This is a genomic window from Butyrivibrio sp. NC3005 (genome assembly GCF_000424545.1).
Classification (GTDB): domain Bacteria; phylum Bacillota; class Clostridia; order Lachnospirales; family Lachnospiraceae; genus Butyrivibrio.
Map to the genome: position 1 here is coordinate 3,149 of NZ_KE384209.1, position 25,497 is coordinate 28,645.

Sequence of the window (25,497 nt, forward strand, 5' to 3'; positions counted from 1 at the left end):
TTAGCGCATTACGTACCACTACGTTTATAATCAAGCGAAAGCGTGTCTGCGACGAAATATACAAACAGTAAAACGGACTATATAGAAACAATAAATTTTTATTTGGCATGGTTTTTACATTTCTTTATGAAAACAAAAAACTATAAAGAAGGAGAATAATATGAAATTTATGATTGCATCTGATATACACGGTTCTTTTTATTATTGTAATAAGATGATTGAAGCATTTAAAAGAGAAAATGCAGACAGATTAATTCTTCTTGGTGATATTCTTTATCATGGACCAAGAAATGATTTGCCAAAAGACTATGCTCCCAAAAAAGTTATATCGCTTCTTAATGAGTACAAAGATTATATTTTGTGCGTAAGGGGAAATTGTGATACGGAAGTTGATCAAATGGTCTTAGAATTTCCAATTATGGCAGATTATGCTATTCTAAATATCGGAGAAAGGATTGTTTATATGACACATGGACATGTCTTTAACAAGAATAATTTACCGCCTTTAAGAAAGAATGATATTCTTTTACATGGTCATACACATATTCCAGTATGCGAAGAACTTAAAAATGGAGTTTTGTACATAAATCCGGGCTCCGTTTCTATCCCTAAAAACGAGAGCCCGAATAGTTATATCATATTAGAAGATAATACTTTTGTCTGGAAAACACTTGATGGTGAAGGTTTTGATAGTAAAAATCTTACTATGCAATAAACAGAACAAGTGATAAAAGCAGCCAGTACATAACCGATTGCATCAAGTCTTAAATCTGCAACATCAAAATGTCTATACATTACGAATATTTTGTGAACTTGATCTGTAAAACTGCAGATAAAACAGAATGAAACAGATAATATAAAACTCTTAATTACGGAGCGAGATTTGTCAAACTTTATTTCATCTTTTGTAGATGGTGCAAATAAAATCATAAGCGTTGAAAAAAAGGAAAGAGCACCAAACTCATATATATGAGCAAGCTTCCTTGCTCCGTTAAGTCCAAGTGACATCCATAACCTGCTATCATAATTTTCTGGAAATGCCTTAGGGAAAAGAGAAACTACAAGAGCTTGGGTGCTAAGTGTTTCATGACCCGATTGCATTGTTAAATAACAGATAACTGCAATAGTACTTAAACAACAAAAGGTTACAACGTAGAAAAATACGTCTCGAAGGATTCTAGTTTTAGCCGTATTCATAAAAAACACCTCCTCGATTTCTTAAGTACTAGTATAGTGTTCATATTTAAAACGCTGATTAAACAAATTTGTACGAAGAATGAACAATATGTGACCTTGAAGGGGGATTTTCATGTGTCTATATGCGTTAAAATGATATGTAAGCTCAGGAATAAATTCTAAAGAGTGACTGCGCAAACAATTCGTGGTAATTTTGACGATATTAGTGTTGTAGATATTCCGTGATGCGCAATTATTTTTCTCTTAATTGTATGCATACCCTTTGAAAAGCTTTTAAAATGGGCTTTTTAATTCAAAACATAAGATTCAAAAAAATTAAGTAAATATGTCAAAATGAAAAAACGCACAAAAATCTTTGTTATTGTAAGGGTGTTTTTGTGATAAAATATTTAAGCATAATTATTAAATTGATTTTTTTGGAGCATTGCGACAAAAATAAAAGGGGTTACTGGTAAAGGTACAATAAAGAAAACAGTAACTGTAAGGGAAGTAAAACAGGGGCATATTGATGAGAAAAATTGCTTTAATCGCTGATGGATGGAAACAGTATGTTGTCTATGCATGGGCAGAAGGCATGCTTCGGAAAATTCGTGCAAGTAATGATGATATTGGTATTTTTATGTATAATTGCTTTGGTAATTGGAATAGAGATGCAGATCATCAGAAAGGCGAATATAATATCTTTAATCTTCCAGATTTAAAGTCTTTTGATGGAATTGTTATTGATATTACCAACATAGCCGAAGCATCTGTTAGAAAAAATCTTATAAATAAAGTTTTAGAATCTAAAGTTCCAGCAATTAGTATCGGGGTTGAAATTCCTGGAATGTATTATGTTGGAATAGACAACAGACAGCCGATTTTGACGATTATAGATCATTTACATAATGTTCATAATTGTTCAAAATTTGTTTTTGCTGCCGGACCTAAAGAAAACTATGAGAACTTTAAGAGAGTAGAAGCTTATAAAGAAGGCATTGCCAAGTACGGTCTAAATATAGATGAAAATCCCATTTTCTATGGTAATTTTGAGTATGCTAGCGGCATTGAGTTAATGCATAATTATTTAAAAAAGAAACTTGAATTTCCAGATGCATTTATATGTGCAAATGATAATATTGCTGTTGGATTATGCAGAGAAGCTGAGAAAAACGGCTATAAAGTCCCAAGAGACTTTATTATTACCGGATTTGATAACCTTGAAAAAGCAAGGTTTTATGCACCGCAGATTACTACGGCCAATTTGGATAGAGAGAATATTGCGGAGAAAGCGTTAGAATTGTTAAAAGAAATCTGGAATGATAATTATCCTCAGATTTTCAATTATGTAAGTGCAGATATTCTATACGGCGAGAGCTGCGGATGTCCTAATAATGGACTTGTAGAATATAGAGAGTATATAAAAGAGAGTATTGATGTAGCAGCCGAGAAGGAAATCATGAGTAATAGATTGTTGCTCATGGAAGGCAAAGTTGCAAGACAGGATACTTTTGCAGGCAAATTCGATATTATTAGAGATTATATGAAGAAGAATAATCTTGAAGGATATTATGTCTGTGTTGATAAGAAGCTTTTTTCTCCGGATTTAGATACAAAGTTTCCAAAAGTTGGTTATGATTTGGACAATTTTGTTATTCCCGTTGCAATGGAGAAAAAGGAAAGCCTAGAGTTTGTAAGTGTTAATGAGTTTTATTCCTATATCTATGAGCGATGTGCTGGAAATCTATATTTGTTTACACCAATACATTTTTCAGATGAAGCTGTTGGATTTACAGTGATTAAAAATCCATCATTTCTTTATTGGAATCCGAACTGGTATGAAATGGAGATTGGTGTTGTTCATGCTTTTCAAAATCAGTTCAGAAAAGATCAGTTAAGAACTGCAGTAACAAGATTAAAAGATATATATAATAGAGATCAGCTTACAGGAATTTACAATAGGCTTGCTTTTTCTGAATATTTTGAAAAAGATTTTGAGGACTATAATAAAAAAGGTGTTGTAAATGCTGTGTTTTTTGTTGATGCTGATAGTTTTAAAATCATGAATGACACCTATGGTCATGAATTTGGGGATAAAGTTTTAAAAAAAATTGCTCAGACTATGTCTGATTTTATTCCGGAACATGGAAATGTTTGCAGGTATGGAGGAGATGAATTTGTAGCAGTTTATCCGAATGCAACTCCTCAAAATGCTAGAAATTATATTGATCAGGTTCGTGGAACTCTTCAAAGAGAGAATATAAGTGTTAGTATAGGAATGACACTTACTACAGGATTTTCAGATATTTCTTTATCAGAATATGTTTCTATTGCTGATCAGAATATGTATAGAGCTAAGAGAAAACAAAAAAATTAACAATGTAAAATGCACAAAGAAAGATGTCGATATACTTTTTGGTATATAGGCATCTTTTTTAATAGTTGGAGAATCGTATGAAACAAATATCAAAGCTTTTTGCCAAAATTGAAGAGTTTGAAATTTTTCTGGTTGAAGTGAAAGAGTCTAAAGAGTATCAAAATTCATCAGATATATTGCTGATTTTTTGCCAATCAGAAGTAAATGAGAAAGTTACAGAAAATGTAACTTCATTAGTTTCTGATACCCTTCCTAAAGTGAAAATAGTTGGATGTAGTATTGATACGAATTTTTCCAGCGACATGATAAAAGGTGGAATGTTTGTTTCAAGTATTCTTTTCTTTGAGAAAAGCTATGTTGATATATATGAATATGATGCTGATTCAACAGATGAAGAGCTGATAGCTCAAAATATTTCTGAGCATGCAAACACAATGGACTGCAAAGGAATGTTTTTGCTTATGAATGTTGTTGCGTTCAATAATCAGGAACAGTTCTTTGAAAAGCTAACAATAGATAGCAGGAAAGTTGCTGCGATGGGAGTTTGTGCAAGTGTAAAGAAAAATCTGCATGGAGATATTTTTATTTATGGTAAGAATATTTATAAAAACGGAGTTATAGCAGTTTTTTTGAGGGGAGAGAGTCTTGTTTGCAAGACTATATGTGCAACAGGTTGGCAAAAAATGGGTATTTTGCACGAGATTACCTGCGTTCCTGAATGCGGTATTGTAACATCTATAGATGGGATGACGATTGCAGATGCTTATAAGAAATATGCAAATCTGATTATTGATTCAGCTAATGATTTAGAAGTAATGGGATACCCTTTATTAAAAAAGGTTGGAGATACCATGATTCCAAGGTCGTGTTTATATAGAACAGAAGAGGGAGGATTGTTTTTTCCGGGAAAGGATTTGCACTTAGGTGATAAGGTTTATTTCTCCATTGGATATGATAAGAAGATTCTTAAGAGTTCAAGACGCAAAGTCTGTGAGCTTGTTCCGTTTCAAGCGGAAGGTCTTCTGGTAACAATATGTCTTGAAAGGCTTATGTATTTAAAAGATAGTCTTAAGGTTGAATATGGTTTTTTTAAATCTCTATGTCCGGATTTTGGATATTGTCCGACTTTTGGTTCGGTTGTATTGGAAAATGGTAAGTTTATTTATAGAAATTGCGCAATCTCAGCTTTTGCTCTTAGAGAACAGGAAGTCACAAATAAGAATATGCGTGCAATAGTAATTCCTGAGATAGAAGACTATAATAAATCGGATTATATATTTGATAAGATGTCGAATATGATGGAATGCATGGAGCAGGATTATATTGAGTTAAAGAAAAAACAGGACGAATTAAAGGAAGTGGCAAATCAAAAGGAATCAGAAGATAGAACCGCCTGGATGGTTAAAATGTCTAATGAGGTTCGCGAAAATTTAAAAGAATTATTGACGATTAATAAGAAAATTTACATAGACAGCAATGAAGAAAATATTAAGAACGATTCAAAGACAATTGCAGTATGCGGCAAAAATATCACAAACCTTTTGAATAGTATACAGGACTATACAAGAGTTAAAAAGAAAAGGTTCAAGATTACAAATCTTCCTTATTCGCTTTCGGCTTTTCTTAATAATGTAGATGAATCTTTCAGGGAAAAAGCTGATAAAAAAGGAATCAGATTTTTTATGATTATCGACAACAATATTCCTGATAAGCTTTTTGGAGATGAAATGCGTTTGATGCAGGTTATGAGTGGCATTTTGGATAACGCTATAAAATATACCGATACAGGATCTGTTCAAATAAAGGTGGATTACGAAGAAAAATCTTTTGACATGATTTCTTTGAGTATTAGAGTATCAGATACTGGTATAGGTATGAGAGAAGAAGATGTTGAGAATCTTCTGGATTCTTATGATTATCCTGAGAAAGGATATGAACCAAAGGAAGGAATAAATCTGGGAATAAATATTGTACAGAGTCTTCTTTCACTTATGAATTCAGAACTTAAAGCAAAAAGCGTTTATGGAAAAGGCTCAGATTTCTGGTTTTCAATCAATCAGAATGTTGAGAATTGGAATCCAATAGGCGACTTTAAACAGAAAAATCTTCTTAAGATTGATAACATCATGATGAAAGGAGATCATTTCTTTGCACCGCTTGCGAAAATTTTAGTAGTGGATGATAAAGATATGAATCTTATAATTTTCCAGAATCTACTCAAACGAACTTTGGTGCAGGTAGATACTGCAAGACTTGGAACTGAAGCAGTTGGAAAAGCAACTCAGATACAGTATGATGCTATATTCATTGATGAAAGAATGCCGGAGCTTGACGGGGTGCAGACTATGCATATCATACGAAAGTTTACCAAAAATGCAGCAAGCTATATGGCTCCAATAATAGCTATAACCTCAAATGCTATTATTGAACAAAAAGAAAAACTGTTAAATGAAGGGTTTGATGATGTTCTTACGAAACCTTTAAGCCCGCAGGAAATAGAATATTGTCTTTCAAAATGGATTCCTGCTAATAAGATAATGTATTCTAATCAAAAGTAAAAAGTTACAATTGTTATATTGCCTGTTTTTTTGCTCAAATTTGATTAGTCAGAGCAAAAAAACAGGTATTTTTTATTTGATAAAAAACGAGACTTTCGAAAAGTATCACCATGAAAAATACATAATTGTAAATTGGGTTTTGTTACTGTTTAAGATACTTAAAAAGTGTTATTATCAAAAAATTACGAAAAATAGTTGATCTATTATAGGATAAATAATAAAAAACAGTTTAAAAATTACATGTCTGTTAAAAAAGTATTAAAAAATTAAATAGTTTATAAAAAACTAAACTAAAAAAATCTTTTTAAAAGTTCAAGTAAAATATGGGTTTTTAGAGAAACTATATTTTTGGCTTTATAAAAGTTTTTTATATAGCAAAAAATGAGGAGTCCATCGCAAAAAATGATAAGTTTTACGAAAATTTTACTGATAAAATTAACTTACTCGCGAGGAAAATAATATTTTATTAACCTATTAATAATAGTAGTAACGGTTTGATTATCTCAAAATTGCGCAAATGAGCAATCTAACTTTCTACTATAAGATCAAAAGTATGGGGTACGATATGAACAAAAAGAAGACTATGCATTTATTTAGAGGGTTGTTATCCAAACTATTGATTCTTGCATTTGTTGTATGCCTTTTTGGTGCAGGAAATGCGCAGATGAAAGTTAATGCGGCTACAACAGCAACACTTCTTAATACCTATGGTAAAACATATGGTTATTCTGGAACCTGCATTAATCTTTATCAGCTTAGAGATGCTAGAACATTATCTATTATTAAACAGCATTATAACAGTATAACACTTGAAAATGAGATGAAACCAGATGCTCTCCTTGGTGGTTCTGCAAAGCTTATCTCTGTTTCTGAAGCTAAGAACAGAGGTTATTATATTCCTTCAAACTACCGTGAAGCATATGTTCCACAGATTAATTTCAATACAGTTGATGAGGTCTTAAAGATTTGTCATCAGAATGGTCTTAAGATGAGAGCTCATACACTTGTATGGCATTCACAAACTCCTACATGGTTTTTCAGAAATAACTATGCAGGAAACAGTGGCTTTGTAAATCAGGCTACAATGGATGCTCGTCTTGAGATGTATGTTAAGACAGTTATGAATCATGTATATACAGGAAATTATGGAAGCGTAGTATATGCATGGGATATTGCCAACGAAGTTCTTCACGCTCAGAATTCCGGATGGGAAGCTGTTTATGGTAACAACCGTACAAATCCTTCCTACGTAAAGAAAGCATTTGGCTATGCTTATGATACTCTTGAGTATTTTAAGCTCACTAATTCCGTTAAGCTTTTCTACAATGATTACAATACATATATGGAAATCAACAATGTAATCAAACTCGTAAATTATGTTAACCAGGGAAAGAAAGTTTGTGCTGGTGTTGGTATGCAGTCTCACCTTGGAACAAACTATCCTTCAGTTGATGGTTATGTTAATGCATTAAGTTCTTTCTTAAAAGCTGGTTTTGAAGTTCAGATTACAGAGATGGATATCACCAACAAGGGTGATGCAGATATGGCTAACTATGCATACAATCTCTACAAGAAAATCAATGCACTTAAGAAGAATGGCGGTAAGATTACAAGTGTAACATGGTGGGGAATTTCTGATCAGGTTACATGGATTAAGAACTCTGCTCCACTTTTGTTCTCAAATCCAACAACACCTAAGCAGTCATACTACAAAGTAATTCAGGCTTATACAGAAACATTTGGTCAGCCTGGAAATAATACCCCAGCTCCACAGCCTCAGCCACAACCACAGCCAGCTCCAAGCACAGATTCTGTAAAGATTGAGGATGGCTGGTACTACCTTAAGAATACAAACTCACAGAAGTATCTTACCGTAGAAGGAAACAAAGCTAATGGATGGACAAATGTATGTATTAGCACAGGAACAGGTGTAGATGGTCAGAAGTGGTATGTAACAAATACATCTGATGGTTATATTACACTTACAAGCAAACTTGGAAGCTTTATGCTCGATGTTGCAAATGGAGCAAATGAAGATGGTGCAAATCTTGGTATCTACAATGGATATTCAGGAGATGCTCAGAAGTTTGTTGTTAAGAAGACAAATAATTCTGGTATCTACACAATCGTGACAAAGGCATCTTCAGGAACAAAGGCAGTAGATGTATACAACCACGGTAAGACAGACGGAACAAATGTTTGTCAGTGGAAGCTCTATGGCAATCCAAATCAGCAGTGGCAGTTCGAGAAAGTTAATAGATAAGTTACAAAAGTATCTGTTTTCGAAGTTGTGACTTTATAGCAATATAAATTATAGTTACTAACAACGTTATAGATACTTAGTACTTATAAGTAATTACATAGTAATTCTTATTCCCAAGGCCGTAAATTAGACCTTGGGAATAATATTATGACAACATATGATTTTCATGAGAAGGGAATATTTAATGAAGAATAGATTAAGACTTTTTTTGTGCATGACAATGATGGGAAGCTTTCTTGCATGCAATACAATAACTTCCAATGCAGCTACAGTCATTGGAGGAAGTTATGTTAAAGCTGATAATGAAAACAATCCGATTGTAACTCAAAACTACGGAGCTGATCCAGGAGTTATGGTCTATAACGATACAGTATATGTATATGCCACAAATGATTCACAGGAACTTGCTGGTAATAATGAAAATACATATTCAAAGATTACAACTCTTAACTGTTATTCTTCCAAAGATATGGTTAACTGGACTGATCATGGTCAGGTTGCAGTTGCTGGAAGAAATGGTGCTGCAAAATGGGCTGGAAATTCATGGGCTCCATGCATTACATCAAAGAGAATTAATGGGAAAGACAAGTTTTTTCTTTATTTTGCAAACAATGCAAGTTCTATAGGTGTATTAACAGCTGATAGCCCGACAGGACCATGGAGAGATCCAATAGGTCATGCACTTATTACCAAGCAGACAGCAGGATGCAGAAACGTTGAATGGCTCTTTGATCCAGCGGTATTGGTAGATTCTGATGGAACTGGATATCTGTATTTTGGTGGTGGTGTTCCAGGGGGTCAGTTCGCTAATCCTAAGACAGCAAGAGTTATCCGTCTCGGAAATGATATGACTAGTACAGTAGGAACAGCTGCTACAATCGATGCTCCGTATCTTTTTGAAGATTCAGGAATTAATAAGATTGGAAACACATATTACTATTCTTATTGTTCTAACTGGAATTGCAAAAATGGTTTCAGTAATGCAGCTATTGAGTATATGACAAGTAATAGCCCTATGGGACCATTTAGATATGCTGGTGAAGTAATGAAAAATCCTGGAGTATTCTTCCAGGGATCAACAGGAAACAATCACCATAGCATCTTTGAATTCAAGGGCAGCTATTACATGGCTTATCATACAAGAACAGTTGAATCCAGACTTATTGGAAAGAGTCTGGGATATCGTACAACTCAAATTGATAAGTTAAATGTATCTAATGGAAAAATCAATTCCTTACGACCAGGTCTTGCAGGTGTATCACAGCTAAGCTATGTTAATCCGTATGCAACAGTTCAGGCTGAGACTATCTTTACACAGGCTGGAATTAGAGTTTCAGGAAATGGAGCAGGCTATGCAGTTGTAACTGATATTAATAATGGTGACTTTACAAAGGTTAAGGGAGTTAATTTCTCTAAGGGACTTAAGACTATTACTGCTAAAGTTCGAACAAACGGAAATGGAACAATTGAAGTTCATGACCAGAACCAGAGCGGAGCAATAATCGGAAAGATCGCATTAAGTAACACAAACGGATCATTCAAGGATTTCACTGGTACTATGAATAATGTATCAGGTGTTAAGAATATTTGCTTTGTATTCCGTGGAAATATGGAATTTGACAGCTGGATAGCAGGAACATCTTCTAATACTCCGGCACCAGCACCGGCTCCAACTGATAGCGAAACAGTACACATAGAAGATGGTTGGTATTACCTTAAAAATACCCTTTCACAGAAATATCTTACTGTAGAAGGTAACAAAGCAAACGGATGGACAAATGTATGCATTAGTACCGGAACAGGTGTTGATGGACAGAAGTGGTATGTAACTAATACATCAGATGGCTACATTACACTTACAAGTAAACTTGGAAGCTTTATGCTTGATGTTGCAAATGGTGCTGATGAAGATGGTGCTAACATCGGAATCTATAATGGTTATTCAGGAGATGCACAGAAGTTTGTAGTAAAGAAAACTGCAAATAACGGAATCTATACTATTGTAACAAAGGCTTCTTCTTTGGCAAAAGCTCTTGATGTATATAACCATGCAAAGACAGATGGAACAAATGTTTGTCAGTGGAAACTTTATGGAAATCCTAATCAGCAGTGGCAGTTTGAGAAAGTAAACTCTGGCAGTAAGTCCAAAAATAGTGCTAACATGAAGACTGAAGATGCAACAAAGAATTCATCAGTAAGCGCTGCATCTGCTGAAACAGACAATTCTTCAAGTAAGGATTCTTCTTCAAAGAGTGAGTCTAATAGCGAATCTTCTGAAGATGCTGACGAAAAAGCAAGTGATTCACTTGATCTTTCGCAGACAATAAATAGCTGGGGAAGTGGATATAATGTAAGCTTCAAACTTTCTAATAATACAGGAAAAGATGTTAATGACTGGACTATTAGAATTAAAAAGAGCGATTTAAATATTTCTTCAAGCTGGAATGTTACAGTGAAAGAAGATGGTGACAGCTACGTATTAACACCTGCTTCATGGAATAGTAATATTGCTAATGGCGCTAGTGTAGAATTTGGCGTACAGGGTGAAGGAACAGTTGAAAGTAGTATTCCATACGAAGTGAACTAAAAGTTTATTCAAGTAAAGAAAATGCCTTAAAATGGCGTTTTTGGCGTGGTATAATAAGAGTGCATGTTTTTTCGTGCACTCTTTTATATTGAAAAAAAGTGATTCAGAAGTGAGGAGGAATATTCTATGAAGTTTGAAAGTGTGTTGTCAAATGTTAGAAAACTTGCAGAAAAAGCTGATGCAAGTGCTGTTGATTTCCTTGCAGTTCAGGTGAATCTTACAGATTGCGACCCTGGAGTTTTCTATGTAGAGGTCAAAGATCATAAGGTAAATGTTGAACCATATGATTATCATGATAGAAATTGTGCGATTTCAATGAAATCTGATGATTTCAATAAACTTGTAAATGGTAAACTTGATCCGGTTGAAGCTTTTACAATCGGAAAATTAAAAGTTGATGGTGATATTGGAAAGGCTTTGGAATTTTCTGAATTGTTAAAAAAATAAAAATTGTAAGAACCGTATCATACTAAATGATATTAACATTTTTATGGTACGGTTCTTGTTTTAGGCAAGTTTTGCGTTAGATATAGTCTCTTTTAATATTTCAATATAGATTGTCGTAAGTGTAGAGGGTTTAATGGATGCGGGCAGAATATAGCCTATTTCCATATAGTCATCAACATTAAGCGGCTTTGCAATGATATCTTGCCCGTTTAGTTCCTTATTTATAACACCGCTGCAGATAGTATATCCATTTAGTCCGATAAGCATGTTGAAAAGAGTGGCTCTGTCACAGACAATCAGTTCTTTATCGCTATCTAAAGTACTGAGTATTTCTTCAGAAAAGTAGAAAGAATTATGATTTCCCTGCTCATAAGATAAACGGGGATATGGTTTTAAATCAGTAGTTTCAATAATCTTTTTATCAGCAAGCGGACTGTTTTTTCCAATAAAAACGTGAGGCGTTGCTGTAAAAAGTGGTTCAAAAACAAGTCCATTATCACGTAAAGATTTTTTGATAACAGTTTCGTTAAAACGATTCATGTATAGAATTCCGATTTCGCTTCTAATATGCGCTACATCATCTATAATTTCATAAGTCTGTGTTTCTCTCATATGGAATTCATATTTTTCTTTTCCATAATTTTTCAAGAGATTTACGAATGCTTCTACTACAAATGAGTAATGTTGTGATGAAACACAAAAACGTTGTTTTCTGATAGCTTTACCAGTATATCTTTCATCTATAAGGTCAATTTGTTCAAGAACCTGTCTTGCATATCCGATAAATTCATCACCCTCGGGAGTTAATTCGATTCCTTTATTGGAGCGTGAAAAAATAGTAATATCGTATTCTTTTTCGAGTTCATGTATAGCAGAAGTAAGACTAGGCTGAGCAATGAAAAGATTCCTTGCAGCTTTTGTAATACTGCCTGTTTTTGCGACAGTAATAATATATTGTAATTGTTTTATGGTCATTAAATTCTCCAAATTTTCAATAGTTTGGTTTTTTGGAACGCAGTGACAAAAATCTATAGCTTTTTGTCACTGCGTTCCAAAAACTACGCAAACTGGCCATTTGAAAAGGCTTCGCCTTGGACCAGTTTGCCACTTGACTTTTGTTCTCACGAAACTCGCAGTAAATGCGAGTTTCTGAATATAAGTGACAAGAAGTCATAGTTTTTTGTCACTGCGTTCCAAAAACCACGCAAACTGGCCATTTGAAAAGGCTTCGCCTTGGACCAGTTTGCCGCTTGACTTTTGTTCTCACGAAACTCGCAGTAAATGCGAGTTTCTGAATGAAGTTGACAAGAAGTCATACTTTTTTGTTATTTGAACTAATTAGATGAGTTTTGCTGGCTTGTAATATTTCATGAGCAGAACTGTTTATAAACGTTGGTTCTTAGGCGCTGTTTTTTAGCGCATTACGAACCATTACGTTTATAATCAAGCGAAAGCGTGTCTGCGACGAAATATACAAACAGCAAAACGGATTACATAAAACAAAAAAGAATAGTATTATAATTATACCTTTTGCCATAGATTAAATCTATGGTCAAGTTAACAAAAATAGTATTTTCCTAAGTCGCAAATAAAACATATAGTATTGTTATGCGCTGTTTATCTTAGATAAAGCTAATAGATAATTACTAATTAATAGTCTCTAATCAAGAACTGTTTTAGTTATTGGTAGTAAGAAAATCTTTTTGAAGCTGGCACCAAAAATAATAGAGGAGAGGTTGATATGAACAGTTTAAAGACACCATTTAGATACGATTTTGTTGGGAGCTTTTTGAGAACAGACAGACTCAAAGAAGCAAAAGAAGCTTATAAAGCTTCTACAATAAGTGATGAAGAATTTAATAAAATCACAGAGGAGGAAATCACAAAAGTTGTTGAAAAGCAAAAAGAATTAGGGTTCCATGTAATTACTGATGGCGAATTCAGAAGAAGTTTCTGGCACCTGGATTTTATGTGGGGACTAGAAGGTGTGGATCATAAAAGCACTGGCAATGGAGTAAGTTTTAATGGTGAGCTTGCTGTACTGGATGATACATATCTTGTCGGAAAAATTAAAGCAAAGGCACATCCGTTTGTGGAGTATTTTAAATTCCTCAAGCAGTTTGAAGATGAAAACACTGTTGCAAAGTACACAATTCCTGCTCCGGCACAGACTTTTCAGCAGATGATAGTGCCAGCCAATTATGAAAATACAAGAAAATATTATCAGACTAATGATGAACTTATAGAAGATATAGCAAATGCATATCAGGATATTATTAAGCAATTTTATGAGGCAGGATGCAGAAATCTTCAGTTTGATGATTGCACGTGGGGAGCTATAGTGGGTGATGCTGCAAAGCAAAGATATAAGGCTCTTGGTATAGACTTAGAAGATGTGAAAAAACAGCTTTTGAAAGTTAATAATCTTGCTCTTATTGGTAAGCCGGAAGATATGTTTATTAATTCTCATATTTGTAGAGGAAATTATCATTCAACATATTTTACCAGTGGACCATATGATACAGTAGCTGATTATGTTTTTGCAAAAGAAAATGTTGATGCACTCTACCTTGAGTATGATGATGCCAGATCAGGTGGTTTTGCACCGCTTTCGAAAGTTTCTGAGGATAAGATGGTAGTGCTGGGGCTTATTACTACAAAGACACCTGAATTAGAGGATAAGCAGTATATTATTGACAGAATCCATGAAGCTGCAAAGTTTATACCTCTTGAAAGATTATGCTTAAGTCCGCAGTGCGGATTTGCATCCTGTGAGATTGGCAATAAACTTACACAAGAACAGCAGTGGGCAAAGCTTAAACTTGTAAAAGAAATAGCAACAGAAGTTTGGGGATAAAAAATACACATCTCAGAGAACTAAAGTCTTTGAGATGTGCTTTTTTATAGTTAAGAAGTTAACTTTTTCATGTGCTCTTTAATTGCATTGAAAGTGGTGTCACTAATATAATGCTCTACGCGACATGCATCTTCTGTTGCTGTTTTTTCATCAACACCTATATTCTTAAATAATTCAGAAAGAACTGTATGGCGCTCGTATATACGCTTGGCTATTTTTTCTCCTTCTTTGGTGAGAACAACACCACCATACTCATCTTTATCTATTAAACCTTCTTTACGTAATAAACCAATACCACGACTTACAGATGGTTTTGTATACCCCATATATTCGCTAATATCAATTCCTCGTACGATTAATTTTTCTTTTGATAATACATAAATTGTCTCCAAATACATTTCACCGGATTCTTGTAATGCCAACTAAATGCACCTCCTTCCATGAGTTTATAGCATTAATGTATCATAATATTATATCACATTTTTATACTATCGGATAGATATCAAGCTTTCATAGAATTAATTGTGAATAATACTGCTAATGAAATAATATAAAACAGTAGATACTCACTTATTAAATAGAAGGAACAAAAGTGATAATAAAAATCAATAACGCATCAAGTTAGACATTGCTAACTATTGTTTTGTGTGTTAAATTCTTTGAAATCTTCGGAAAAAACTAAAATAGCAGCATGATTGAAAAATAAGAATGCAGAGGTGCTTTATGAAAATAAGTCATTTGATTTATAAAGTTGATAATTTGAAAAAAGCAGTTGAAAGTTTTGAAAACTATGGATTTTGCGTAGAATATGGCAAAAGAGAACATCCATATAATGCACTGATATATTTTAATGATCATACTTATATAGAATTGATTCAAAATCAAAATATTACTCCTTTTTTGATTTTTTTATTAAAACTGTTTGGAATGAGAGATTATTTGGAGTCGTCATTGGAACAGGAAAAACATGAAGAAGGCTTCATGAGATTCGCAATTCACATGGATATTGATGAAAAGAAAAGCATTCAAGACTTATATAAAAAGTATTTTGGTGCAAAGACTATTTTTGTACCAATTAAGCGAAAAGATATTCATGGAAATATATTGAAATGTAAGTGCTTAATGCCAAGTAATGCTGCTTTACCATTTTTTAATACAGAGTTTAATAATGATTCTTTGTGGAATGTTAAGCACAAAAACAAAGTGACAGGTATCGAAAGAATAGTATATAGTGCATCCGAATCAGAGCTATCTTTTTTTGATAATAAAAAGATAGATGATCGAGTGGTTCTTTTAAATGGCGGAAAAGGAATTATAGAAGTAGAGTTTTCATATGAACAGGAAAGCTCAAATACTATAAGCTTTATGGATGGATGCTGGCAGATAGAAGACAATAGATTGACAGAGAGGATGGAAGGATGAAAAAAAAGAGTGTTTTTGCTAGGTTGTTTGGTTATATGGGGATGTTCAAGATAACTATGATTATTTCCATTTGTTTTGCAGCAATATCGGCGGTTGTTAATCTACAGGCGTTTACATGTGTTTATGACGTTGCAAAAGAAATCATAAAGTGTAAGGGAGCTTATAGCACTTTGGATAAAGATGCTTTGGTTGAACAGGGATGGCGCGCAGTTTATCTTATTTCTTCAGCGTTTGGTATGTATGGATTTGGACTGTTATTTTCACATATCACTGCATTTAATACAGTTGCCAGAATAAGAATTAAACTTATACAACATATTGGAAAACTTCCGCTTGGATATCATTCAATTAACCCTAGCGGAAAGCAAAGGAAAATAATAGAGAAAAATACTGATAATATCGAAGTATTAATTGCGCATCAAATTACAGCTTCTATTGATCCTGAAAATGAAACAAAGATTCAGGAAGCAATCGGAAAACTTATTCAAAACAAAACAGTTCTTATAATAGCACATAAGCTTCGTTCAATTGTTGATTGTGACAAAATCGTCGTTTTGAAGGAAGGTCATATAGTTGAACAGGGTACGCATAATAAGTTAATGCAAAATGGCGGTTTATATCACAGATTATACGAACTGCAGAATGAAAGTGTTAACTGGATGATAAACGGAGGAAGATAAAATGAAAAAAGCAGTTGATACCAAAAAACTTACAGAGAAAGACTTGATGGTTGTAGGAATTTTTACAGCAGTTTATCTTATTATTTACATAATGACAAGTTGTATTCTTGGCGTTATTCCAATTGTATCTCTTACAATGACTTTTTTAGCAGCTTTCTTTTAGGAATACCTATGATGCTTTATTTTGCTAAAATAAAGAAATTTGGAATGGTACTAATCACCTACACAATAAATGGTATTTTAATGTTTTTTCTAGGACTTGGTTTCTATTCACTTATTTTCGGAATTATCTGTGCTTTAATTGCTGAATTTATATTAAAAAGTTCTGATTATAAAAGCATGTCGAGCATGATTCTTGCTTTTGCAATAGCTTGTGTGGGTGCTAATGGAAACGTAATTTGCTGGGTTTATGGCAGCAAAGACTTCCTTGATAAAACAGCATCATCAATGGGGCAGGATTACTATAATACTGTAGCCGGATATTTTGCAATATGGTGGGTTTTGCCTGCGATATTAGTATCGGGCTTTGTAGGCGGAATTTTAGGAGGACTTTTTGGCAAAAAGGTACTAAATAAGCATTTTGAAAGAAGTGGATTAGTATAATGGATAGCATCTTAAAACAATCAAGGCCTGGAAGAAAACAACTTTTTCTTGATCCAAGGACAAAGATTTTTTTGTGTTTAACAGTTTCGTTTCTTACATTAGCAGGAAATAATGAAGGAATTATGAAATATGTAAAGATTTGTATTGCTGTTGTGCCACTATTATTTTTACTTGTACTTCGGAAACGATTAATGGCAGCCTATTATACAGGTTTATATGTATTTTCATTATTTGCTTTAAAAATTGCGGCATTTATCCCTCCGATTATTAATGTTTTTTTTACTGGTGTGATTGTTACTTCAACACAGGCTATACCGAGTATGTCTATGTTTTGCTTTATGATTATGACTACTTCGGTAAGCGAATTTATAGCAGCTATGGATAAATTTCATGTTCCTAAGAAAATGACAGTACCCATTTCCTCTATGTAAACCGGTGAAAAAAACTAAAGTAACAGATGAGAAATTCATTATTGAGAATTTTGTTTATAACGTCAAAGGTAATGAGATTTTAAATATTAAGCATTTGGAATTACCCCAAAATTCTGTTATTGCAGTTCTTGGTAATAATGGAGTTGGAAAATCTACTTTTGCCAAATGCCTGTGCGGTTTATTACCTAAAACAAAAGGAGTCTTGAATATACATGGCAAAAAGTATAATGACAGGAAAAGACGTGAATTATGTTATATGGTTATGCAGGATGTAAATCATCAGTTATTCTCTGAAAGTGTAATGGATGATGTAATGCTGGGAATAAAAGGTGATGAGATAACAAAAAAAGAAAAGGCACATGAAATATTAAAAGCTCTGGATATTGACGAATATGAAGATGTTCATCCAATGTCTCTTTCAGGTGGTCAAAAACAAAGAGTTGCCATTGCTGGAGCGCTTGCTTCACATAAGGAAATCTTGATATATGATGAACCTACAAGCGGACTTGACTATACACACATGATTGAAGTGGCAAATTGTTTGCAGCAAATAGCAAAAACAGGAAAAACACAATTTGTTATTACTCATGATCCGGAACTTGTGGCAGAGTGCTGTGATTACTTTATTTTTATTGATAATGGAAAAGTAACAGATCAGGGAGAATGGAATAAAGGGAATATTGAAAAAATAAAGAAATATTTTTTGAAATCATGTTAATTCTTATGTAAAAAAGCAAAATAAAATAGTGAAAATTGCTTGACAAACACCAAATGTTGCATTAAGCTAACTAAGGTTGGTGAGGGCTGACTGATGTTAACTTAATGCAATTGGCTCGGCTAATCATAAATAGAAGCATACTTGAATTCATGAAAAAAACGTGTTAGGGAGGATGACAAAGATGAAGAATTTCAAGCTTCTTTTAAAATGGGCTGGGGATGACAAAAAATTTATAGTATTATCACTTGTATGTGCGTTTGTTGGGGGATTGTTATCTATAGGATCTTATATTGGTATATATAAGCTTATGGATGCTTTTCTAAGACATGAATTCACACGTGAAGTTGTACTAGGCAGTGCCAGGATAATCACGGTTACTGTTATACTTAGACAGTTACTTATGGCATTATCCGGAGTATTTTCTCATAAGGGAGCATATGGCGCGTTGTTCAAAGTAAGATGTATGATAACTGAGCATCTTGCAAAAGTACCTCTTGGAGCTATCGATGAGAAAAGAACAGGAGATATTAAAACTGTTATAAATGAAGATATAGAAAAGCTTGAGCTTTGTCTTGCTCATAATATACCGGAGTTTATCGGTTTTTTTACTGGTCCTATCGTCATATTCGTATATCTTCTAATGGTTAATGTACCACTTGCTCTCATATCACTTATTCCACTTCTTATCAGTGTGTTTATAATGGGAGTTGTCTTTAGTATTATGTCTGGAGTAATGAAGAGAATTTCCAATTCTTTAGCAGATTTTAACTCTGTTATCATAGAGTATATTTCAGGTATGAAGTTGGTAAAAGCTTATAATCTTGGTAGCAGCTCTTTCAAAAAATTTTCAGATGCTGTTGAAGAGGAACATAGTATCTGGACTCTTATATCTAAGAAAACAGCTCCTTTATACGCTGCATTTATAGTTGTACTGGAAGCTGGAATAGTATTCCTTGTTCCGTTTGGCGGAAAAATGTATTTAAATGGTTCTATTACTTCAAGTGTTTTTCTTTTGTTTGCATATATTGGTTCTTTGTATCTTATGGAGATTTTACCTCTTCAGCAGTTTTCAATGGAACTTGCACAGTCAATGAATGGTGTTGAAAAGGTAAAACAAATACTCGAACTTCCTGTTTTTAATGAAGAGGGAAGTTTTCCTGAAAAACATGATATCGAACTAAGAAATGTAACATTTAGTTATGACAAGAAGCAGAATGTTATAGAAAACTGTAGCCTGAAGATAAACGAAGGCGAAAAGATAGCAGTAATAGGAAAATCCGGAGCAGGAAAGAGTACTATAGCAACTCTTATTTCAAGATATTATGATGCAGATAAGGGAGAGGTTCTAATAGGAGGAAAAAATGTAAAGAATATCTCATATGATAAACTTCTTGCAAATATCTCAATTGTATTTCAGAAAACTTTCCTGACAACAGATAGTGTATTCGATAATATCAGAATGGGCAGCGATGCAACGCTTGAAGAAGTAAGAGAAGCAGCCAAAAAAGCTCAAATAGATGATTATATTATGTCTCTTCCAGAAGGATATGACACTAAGGTTGGAAGCTTTGGTTCGAGATTTTCCGGAGGTGAAAAACAAAGAATAGCAATTGCAAGAGCTATACTTAAAAATTCCGGAATACTTATTTTGGATGAAGCAACAAGTGCTGCAGATCCGGAAAATCAGATGGAAATTGATAAGGCAATTGCAAACTTATGTAAAGGAAAGACTGTAATAATCGTAGCGCATAGGCTAAGCGTTGTTAAAATGTGTGATAAGGTTGCAGTTGTTGAGAATAATAAAGTTACAAGCTTTGGTACACATGATCAGGTACTTAAAGAGAATGATTATTATAGAAAAGCTTGGACAGATTATGAGACTGCAAGAGATATGACATACACAATGGAGGGGGAAAACTAAAATGAATCCATTTAAAAAGAATACTAAGTTTTATTTAGGAATTATTTTTACAGTCATCGAAGGAATCCTTTCTGCTTGTGTATACATGATGATTTATAATCTTTTAAAGATGCTTTTAGACAATGATGTGACAATGGATAAGCTCATGCAGCTTACATGGATGATTGTCGGAATATTTGCAGTCAGAATAGTTTTGTATGGAACTGGATACACACTTGGTCAGATTGGCGGAGGTGATTCAACTTCACATTTAAGACTTGTCCTTGGTGATAAGTTTACAAGAATTCCTATAGGAAATTTTGTAAAAGGAAAAACTGGAACATACATCAATACTATGACAAGTGATGTCAAGAACTATGAGCAGCTTCTTACTCACAAGATTGGTAATCTTGTGAAAAACTCATCTCTTTCTGCAATGCTTATTCTTTTTGTAGGATATATGTATCTTCCTGCTGGAATAATCCTTTTTGCAGTAAGTCTTCTTTTCATTCCTTATAGCTATCTTTCTGTGAAAGTAGTAGAAAAATATGGTGTTGCCCGCAACAAAATATATGCAGATACCGTAAGTACTATTGTGGAATATATAAATGGATTGCAAACTCTTAGAGCATATAATATGTGCGGTTCCAAGAATAAGAAAACCAAAAGCATATTAAAAGACTTCAGTGATGTAAGTTACAAATATGAAGCTACAGGTATACCAGTAGCAATTTCATTTAATATCATCATCTGGCTTACACTTCCTTTGGTAATGATGGTGGCTTCAAGACCATGGCTTGCGGGAACTTTATCAAATGAAAACTTCCTGATGGTGTGCATGATGCCAATGCTTTTAGCTAGAATGTTTGCTTCTATATCTGTTGATTTCTTCAGCTACAAAAATATGATGATTTCCAAAGGAAAAATTCAGGAGATTATTGATGAACCTGAAGAAAAAACAGGAGAAATTGTATTTGAACCAAAGTCCTATGATATCGAGTTTAAGAATGTGGATTTTTCTTATACAAAGGAAGAACAAGTCTTAAAAGATGTAAGTTTCAAGGTTGGTGACAGATCACTTACTGCTATAGTAGGAGATTCGGGTTCTGGAAAGTCAACCATTATAAATCTTCTTTCTAAATACTACGACATTGACAGTGGAGATATAAAGATTGGAGGAATATCTATTAAGAATATTCCACCTGAAGAAGTATTAAAGAAGATTTCCATGGTAGATCAGGATGTATTTTTATTTGATGGAACTATAAAAGAAAATATCAGATATGCAAGAACTGATGCAACAGACAAAGAAATAAATGATGCACTTAAAGAGGCAAATTGTGACAGTTTTATAGATAAACTTGAAAAGGGAGTAGACCAAAGAGTTGGTGAAAACGGTACTTTCCTTTCTGGTGGTGAGAGACAAAGAATTTCTATCGCAAGAGCTATTATTAAAAACAGCCCAATTCTTCTTTTGGATGAGGCAACAGCTTCTTTGGATATTGAAAACGAACTTGCAGTAAAGAAAGCAATAGCAAACCTTTTAAAGAGTAAAAAGACTGTTATCATGATAGCTCATACTCTTTCAGTAGTGAAGAATGCTGACAATATTATTGTAGTATCAGGTGGAAGAATAGTAGAGTCCGGTACTCATGAAAAACTTCTTCAAAAGAATGGAAAATATGCTTCTATGTGGAATGCAGAAAAATTGATAGGAGCGTGAATAAGATAGAATATGCGAACCTATGACAAGAAGTATAAATATAGAAAATATACAGTTCAAAAGGATGGATTTGCTGGTTATCTTATAGATCCTGATATTGATAAAGATCATGTTGTAATAGTTATTGTGGGTGGAAAACGAAGTGTTATTGATGGAAAGAAAATAGCTGAACGTTTTGCAGAATTTGGAATAGCCGGGATTTCAGTTCCCATGTATGGAGATAAAGGTCAAACAAAAGATATTGACCGTGTTGATCTTGATTTCATGAATACTGTCGTAGAAACGCTGCGAAGAAAAGAAGGTTTTAAATATGTTAGTGTATACGGATTCTCAGTTGGATCCGTATATGCTGCAATGACAGCCAGACTTATTAAGGGTATTGATAATGCGATTCTAGTTGCACCTTCGCATGTTGCCTTTGAAGGAAGTAACATCAAAAAGAAACAAATGACAGGACATTCTATGGTGATGTATAAGGGAAAAGAACTTTCATTTGTTAAGCCGGACTTCTTTCACTCAGGATATCTTGCAAAATACGTATTTGATGAAGACGTAAAAAGAGATGTAACCAATATGTGGGAGATTTATAAAAAATCCTATAAAGATAAACTTAGAGAAAGCAAAGCTTATTACGAACTTGAGAAGTCAAATTGCAGATATCTGTTTGTTGCAGGAAGTGATGATGAGGTGTGGCCTTCAGAATATTCAATTAATTTCATGCTCAATAAACTTAATAATGCAGGATATAAAAAAGAGTATAAGGCACTGATATATCCTCATGGAAGCCATATTATCGGAATGATTCCAAGTCGCGATAAATATAAATGGCAAAAAAGAATGTTATGGCTAATTGGCAAGATTTATAAGAGTTTTTCTTTATACAGAAGTGAAAGTACAAGAGCAATCAATGAATCAGAAAAGGCAATTACAGATTTTATATTAAGTACATGATAAGCTGCGCATGGTTAAATGTGAAAGGATGGGAAAATGGATAGAAAGTTTACAGTAAGAGATTTGATAGTAACAGGTGTTTTCAGTGCACTTCTTTTGTTTTGTGCGATGATTGGAGGCGGCATTTTTGCTGTTATGCCAACACTCACTTTCTTTTATCCAATAGGAGCAAGTGTTTTTGCAGGTCCTGTATTTATGTTATATCTTTCTAAAGTTCCAAAAAGGGGAGCACTTGTTATAACAGGAATTATTCTCTGCACATTCGGAACTCTTACAGGTATGCATTGGGGAATGAATTTTGGTTACCTTATAGCATGTATTCTTGCTGCTGTTTTAGCTGGAATGGGACATTTTGAAAACAAAGTTTTAAATGTCATCACTTATGTTCTTTACAGTATGGGTTCAATGGGTACATATCTTGTATTCTTTTTCAGAAGAGATGATTGGGTAAGTTTTATGCTGAAAAAAGGAACTGAAAAGGAGTACATTGACAAAATGAATTCTGTTGCAGGACCAAAAGTAATGCTCATAATGATTTTTGGAACAATCATAGTAGCAAGTCTTAGCGGACTTCTTGGTCTTAGACTTATGAAAAAACAGTTCGAAAAAGCAGGTATTGCAGCATGATAAGGATTGATCCTAGAACAAAACTTTTTTTGATGATAATAACTTTGTTGTATATTACGTTTATTCCTACTAACTGGTTTGAATTAATCTGGATAGGATTAATACTTTGCACAGGAATTTTGCTGGGGAGGGTATTCAAAACGGTAAGGGCAGCTGTTATTTTCATTTTAATGTGGTTATTCTCAATATACATTTTGCCAATGCTTGGCGGAACACTGCATACATCTTTACTTGTATGGTTTGGACTTATTTTTAAGTGCTTTCCTTGCTTTATGTTAGGAGCAGTGGTTATTGGGACAACACATATTAGTGAGTTTATGGCAGCGATGTCCAAGATGAAAGTACCTAAGTCAGTGTTTATTCCAATGGCAATACTGTTTAGATATTTTCCTGTAATAGGCGAAGATTGGCATTTCATAAAAGATGCAATGAAGCTTAGAGGAATAAATCCTACACCAGTTTGTTTTATTCAGAATCCGTCAGTGGTAATAGATGCAGTTTATGTTCCAATGCTCATGGCTTCATCGAAAGCAGCTGATGAATTATCTGTTGCAGCAATTACAAGGGGAATTGAAAATCCGCTTCCAAGAAGCAGCAGAATAAAACTAAGGATTGGTGTAACTGATATACTATTTGTTATTTTATATATAACAGCTTTGATAGTAGCTAAATATATTGTTTTGTAAGAGAGGTACAAATGGAAGTTTTACTTGAAAATATTAATTTTTCATATAATAAGTCAGATTCTGGAGCTTTGAAAAACCTAAATCTGAATATAAAGCAGGGAGAATGCGTCCTTTTGACAGGACCTTCCGGCTGCGGGAAAACAACCATTACTAGAATTCTGAATGGACTAATACCTTCTTTTTACAGAGGAAATGTTACTGGAAATGCACTTCTTGACGGAAAGCCAATTTCACAGATGAAAAGTTATGAGATAGCAGAGCATATAGGGAGTGTTTTTCAAAATCCAAGGACTCAGTTTTTTAATGTGGATACAGATAGTGAAATTGCTTTTGGGCTTGAGAATAATGCGGTCCCTACTGATAGTATCAACGAGAGAATAAAGACTGTTACAAATAGCCTTAAGATTCAGAATCTAAGAGGAAGAGATATTTTTAAATTATCAGGTGGTGAGAAGCAAAAGATTGCGTTTGCCAGCGTATATGCGATGGCACCGGATATATTCCTTTTAGATGAACCTTCATCTAATCTGGATGCTGCAGGAATAGATGAACTGGCCAAATGCCTTAAAAAAGTCAAGTCTGAGAAAAAAACAATAATCATTTCTGAACATAGAATATATTATCTGATGGATATCGTAGATAAGGTTGTATGTATGAAAGATGGAAAAATAGTAAACATATATACAAGAGATGAATTTTTAAAGCTTGAAAACAGTGAACTTAATTCTATGGGAATCAGAATTAGTCATGTGACAGATATTAATAAAAACAGGAATTTATTTGGCAACGAATTAAAGAACATTTCTTCATCTGCTGATAATACAAAATGTCTTAAAGTGAAAAATTTAAGCATAACAAGAGGAAAAAGAACTTTATTAAGTAATCTTTCTTTAGAATTTTATCCGGGAGAAATTGTGGGAATTACTGGTAGAAACGGACTGGGTAAGACTACGTTTCTAAGGACTGTTACAGGATTGTACAAGGATTTTAACGGAGAAATTTCTTTGGATGACAGAGTAATGAAATCTAAAGATTTATGCAAGGAATCTTATCTTGTAATGCAGGACGTAAATTATCAGTTATTTGCCGAGTCTGTTAGAGATGAATGTACACTTGGACTTAGAAATGCTGATAAGACAAGTGTTGATAATGTTCTTGATGTTTTGGGATTATTGAAGTTTGCAGATAGGCATCCTAACACTTTGTCAGGAGGTCAAAAGCAAAGATTATCACTTGCGGTGAGTATGATTAGTGATAAGAGGATAATAGCTCTTGATGAGCCTACAAGTGGACTTGATTATGAAAATATGATTAGAACAAGCACAGTAGTAAAAAAACTTGCAGAGCATGGAAAAATTATTCTTATTGTAACCCATGATGAGGAATTTATAGCAAATTGCTGCACACGCGTGATAAAGCTAGGGTGAAAAAGACAAGAAGTCATAGGTTATTGTTTCTATATAGTCCGTTTTACTGTTTGTATATTTCGTC

22 protein-coding genes are annotated in these 25,497 nt (G+C 33.7%); 19 read left to right on the plus strand and 3 right to left on the minus strand.

Translation table 11 applies throughout. From position 1 onward, the window contains the following. The first annotated feature begins 160 nt into the window (after positions 1–160). A complete protein-coding gene (gene yfcE / locus G634_RS0117125; protein WP_026506295.1) occupies positions 161–715 on the plus strand; it encodes a phosphodiesterase in 555 nt (184 codons plus the stop codon). Here yfcE and G634_RS0117130 read toward each other — a convergent pair. Further along, a complete protein-coding gene (locus G634_RS0117130; RefSeq protein WP_026506296.1) occupies positions 631–1,197 on the minus strand; it encodes a VanZ family protein in 567 nt (188 codons plus the stop codon). The genes yfcE and G634_RS0117130 overlap by 85 nt on opposite strands. A 508-nt stretch (positions 1,198–1,705) precedes the next feature. Between G634_RS0117130 and G634_RS0117135 the strand changes: the two genes are divergently transcribed. The 5 genes from G634_RS0117135 (at position 1,706) to G634_RS0117155 (ending at position 11,408) form a co-directional block, all read left to right on the plus strand. Continuing rightward, positions 1,706–3,553, plus strand: coding sequence for a substrate-binding and GGDEF domain-containing protein (locus G634_RS0117135; protein WP_026506297.1), 1,848 nt, complete (start codon positions 1,706–1,708; stop codon positions 3,551–3,553). Between the two features lie 77 nt (positions 3,554–3,630). Further along, positions 3,631–6,111, plus strand: coding sequence for a response regulator (locus G634_RS0117140; RefSeq protein WP_026506298.1), 2,481 nt, complete (start codon positions 3,631–3,633; stop codon positions 6,109–6,111). Positions 6,112–6,676: 565 nt separating this feature from the next. Further along, positions 6,677–8,374, plus strand: a complete 1,698-nt coding sequence (locus tag G634_RS20645) for an endo-1,4-beta-xylanase (RefSeq protein ID WP_081676707.1) — start codon at positions 6,677–6,679, stop codon at positions 8,372–8,374. 184 nt (positions 8,375–8,558) lie between these two features. Beyond that, a complete protein-coding gene (locus G634_RS19885; protein WP_035800664.1) occupies positions 8,559–10,961 on the plus strand; it encodes a family 43 glycosylhydrolase in 2,403 nt (800 codons plus the stop codon). A gap of 126 nt (positions 10,962–11,087) precedes the next feature. Next, complete coding sequence (locus G634_RS0117155) at positions 11,088–11,408, plus strand: SCP2 sterol-binding domain-containing protein (protein ID WP_026506299.1); 321 nt, start codon at positions 11,088–11,090, stop codon at positions 11,406–11,408. A gap of 60 nt (positions 11,409–11,468) precedes the next feature. On the opposite strand, the gene G634_RS0117160 is transcribed toward G634_RS0117155, so the two are convergent. Further along, positions 11,469–12,383, minus strand: a complete 915-nt coding sequence (locus G634_RS0117160; protein ID WP_026506300.1) for a LysR family transcriptional regulator — start codon at positions 12,381–12,383, stop codon at positions 11,469–11,471. 766 nt (positions 12,384–13,149) lie between these two features. Here G634_RS0117160 and G634_RS0117165 point away from each other — a divergent pair. After that, entirely contained in the window at positions 13,150–14,265 is a 1,116-nt protein-coding gene (locus tag G634_RS0117165) for a 5-methyltetrahydropteroyltriglutamate--homocysteine S-methyltransferase (RefSeq protein WP_026506301.1), read from the plus strand. Between the two features lie 50 nt (positions 14,266–14,315). Here G634_RS0117165 and G634_RS0117170 read toward each other — a convergent pair whose 3' ends face one another. Continuing rightward, positions 14,316–14,687, minus strand: a complete 372-nt coding sequence (locus tag G634_RS0117170) for a metal-dependent transcriptional regulator (protein WP_026506302.1) — start codon at positions 14,685–14,687, stop codon at positions 14,316–14,318. 301 nt (positions 14,688–14,988) lie between these two features. Between G634_RS0117170 and G634_RS20650 the strand changes: the two genes are divergently transcribed. From G634_RS20650 to G634_RS19910, 12 genes are all read left to right on the plus strand, one after another. Further along, positions 14,989–15,687 carry a VOC family protein gene (locus G634_RS20650; RefSeq protein WP_026506303.1) on the plus strand — a complete coding sequence of 233 codons (699 nt, stop codon included), beginning with the start codon at positions 14,989–14,991 and terminating at the stop codon, positions 15,685–15,687. Beyond that, the gene (locus tag G634_RS21730) at positions 15,684–16,367 is read left to right on the plus strand and encodes an ABC transporter ATP-binding protein (protein WP_026506304.1); all 684 of its coding nucleotides are present in this window, start codon (positions 15,684–15,686) and stop codon (positions 16,365–16,367) included. The genes G634_RS20650 and G634_RS21730 overlap by 4 nt, the downstream gene beginning before the upstream one ends. A 1-nt stretch (position 16,368) precedes the next feature. Beyond that, positions 16,369–16,530 (plus strand): hypothetical protein, encoded by a 162-nt coding sequence (locus tag G634_RS21310; RefSeq protein WP_155830627.1) that lies wholly within the window; start codon positions 16,369–16,371, stop codon positions 16,528–16,530. Positions 16,531–16,538: 8 nt separating this feature from the next. Then, on the plus strand, positions 16,539–16,970 hold the full coding sequence (locus G634_RS19895) for an MptD family putative ECF transporter S component (RefSeq protein ID WP_081676709.1): 432 nt from the start codon (positions 16,539–16,541) through the stop codon (positions 16,968–16,970). Next, complete coding sequence (locus G634_RS19900; RefSeq protein WP_035800684.1) at positions 16,970–17,401, plus strand: energy-coupling factor transporter transmembrane component T; 432 nt, start codon at positions 16,970–16,972, stop codon at positions 17,399–17,401. The genes G634_RS19895 and G634_RS19900 overlap by 1 nt, the downstream gene beginning before the upstream one ends. Before the next feature lie 4 nt (positions 17,402–17,405). Next, positions 17,406–18,119 carry an ATP-binding cassette domain-containing protein gene (locus G634_RS19905; protein WP_051234250.1) on the plus strand — a complete coding sequence of 238 codons (714 nt, stop codon included), beginning with the start codon at positions 17,406–17,408 and terminating at the stop codon, positions 18,117–18,119. A 181-nt stretch (positions 18,120–18,300) separates the two neighbouring features. Further along, entirely contained in the window at positions 18,301–20,040 is a 1,740-nt protein-coding gene (locus G634_RS0117200; protein ID WP_330364849.1) for an ABC transporter ATP-binding protein, read from the plus strand. 1 nt (position 20,041) lies between these two features. Continuing rightward, positions 20,042–21,742: an ABC transporter ATP-binding protein gene (locus G634_RS0117205; protein WP_026506306.1), complete on the plus strand. Its 1,701-nt coding sequence runs from the start codon at positions 20,042–20,044 to the stop codon at positions 21,740–21,742. A 12-nt stretch (positions 21,743–21,754) separates the two neighbouring features. Beyond that, complete coding sequence (locus G634_RS0117210) at positions 21,755–22,693, plus strand: acyl-CoA thioester hydrolase/BAAT C-terminal domain-containing protein (RefSeq protein WP_026506307.1); 939 nt, start codon at positions 21,755–21,757, stop codon at positions 22,691–22,693. 36 nt (positions 22,694–22,729) lie between these two features. Then, positions 22,730–23,320: an MptD family putative ECF transporter S component gene (locus G634_RS0117215; RefSeq protein ID WP_026506308.1), complete on the plus strand. Its 591-nt coding sequence runs from the start codon at positions 22,730–22,732 to the stop codon at positions 23,318–23,320. Next, positions 23,317–24,006, plus strand: a complete 690-nt coding sequence (locus tag G634_RS0117220; protein ID WP_026506309.1) for an energy-coupling factor transporter transmembrane component T — start codon at positions 23,317–23,319, stop codon at positions 24,004–24,006. Before G634_RS0117215 ends, G634_RS0117220 begins: the two co-directional genes overlap by 4 nt. An 11-nt stretch (positions 24,007–24,017) precedes the next feature. After that, positions 24,018–25,433 carry an ABC transporter ATP-binding protein gene (locus G634_RS19910; protein WP_051234252.1) on the plus strand — a complete coding sequence of 472 codons (1,416 nt, stop codon included), beginning with the start codon at positions 24,018–24,020 and terminating at the stop codon, positions 25,431–25,433. The last annotated feature ends 64 nt before the right edge of the window (positions 25,434–25,497 follow it).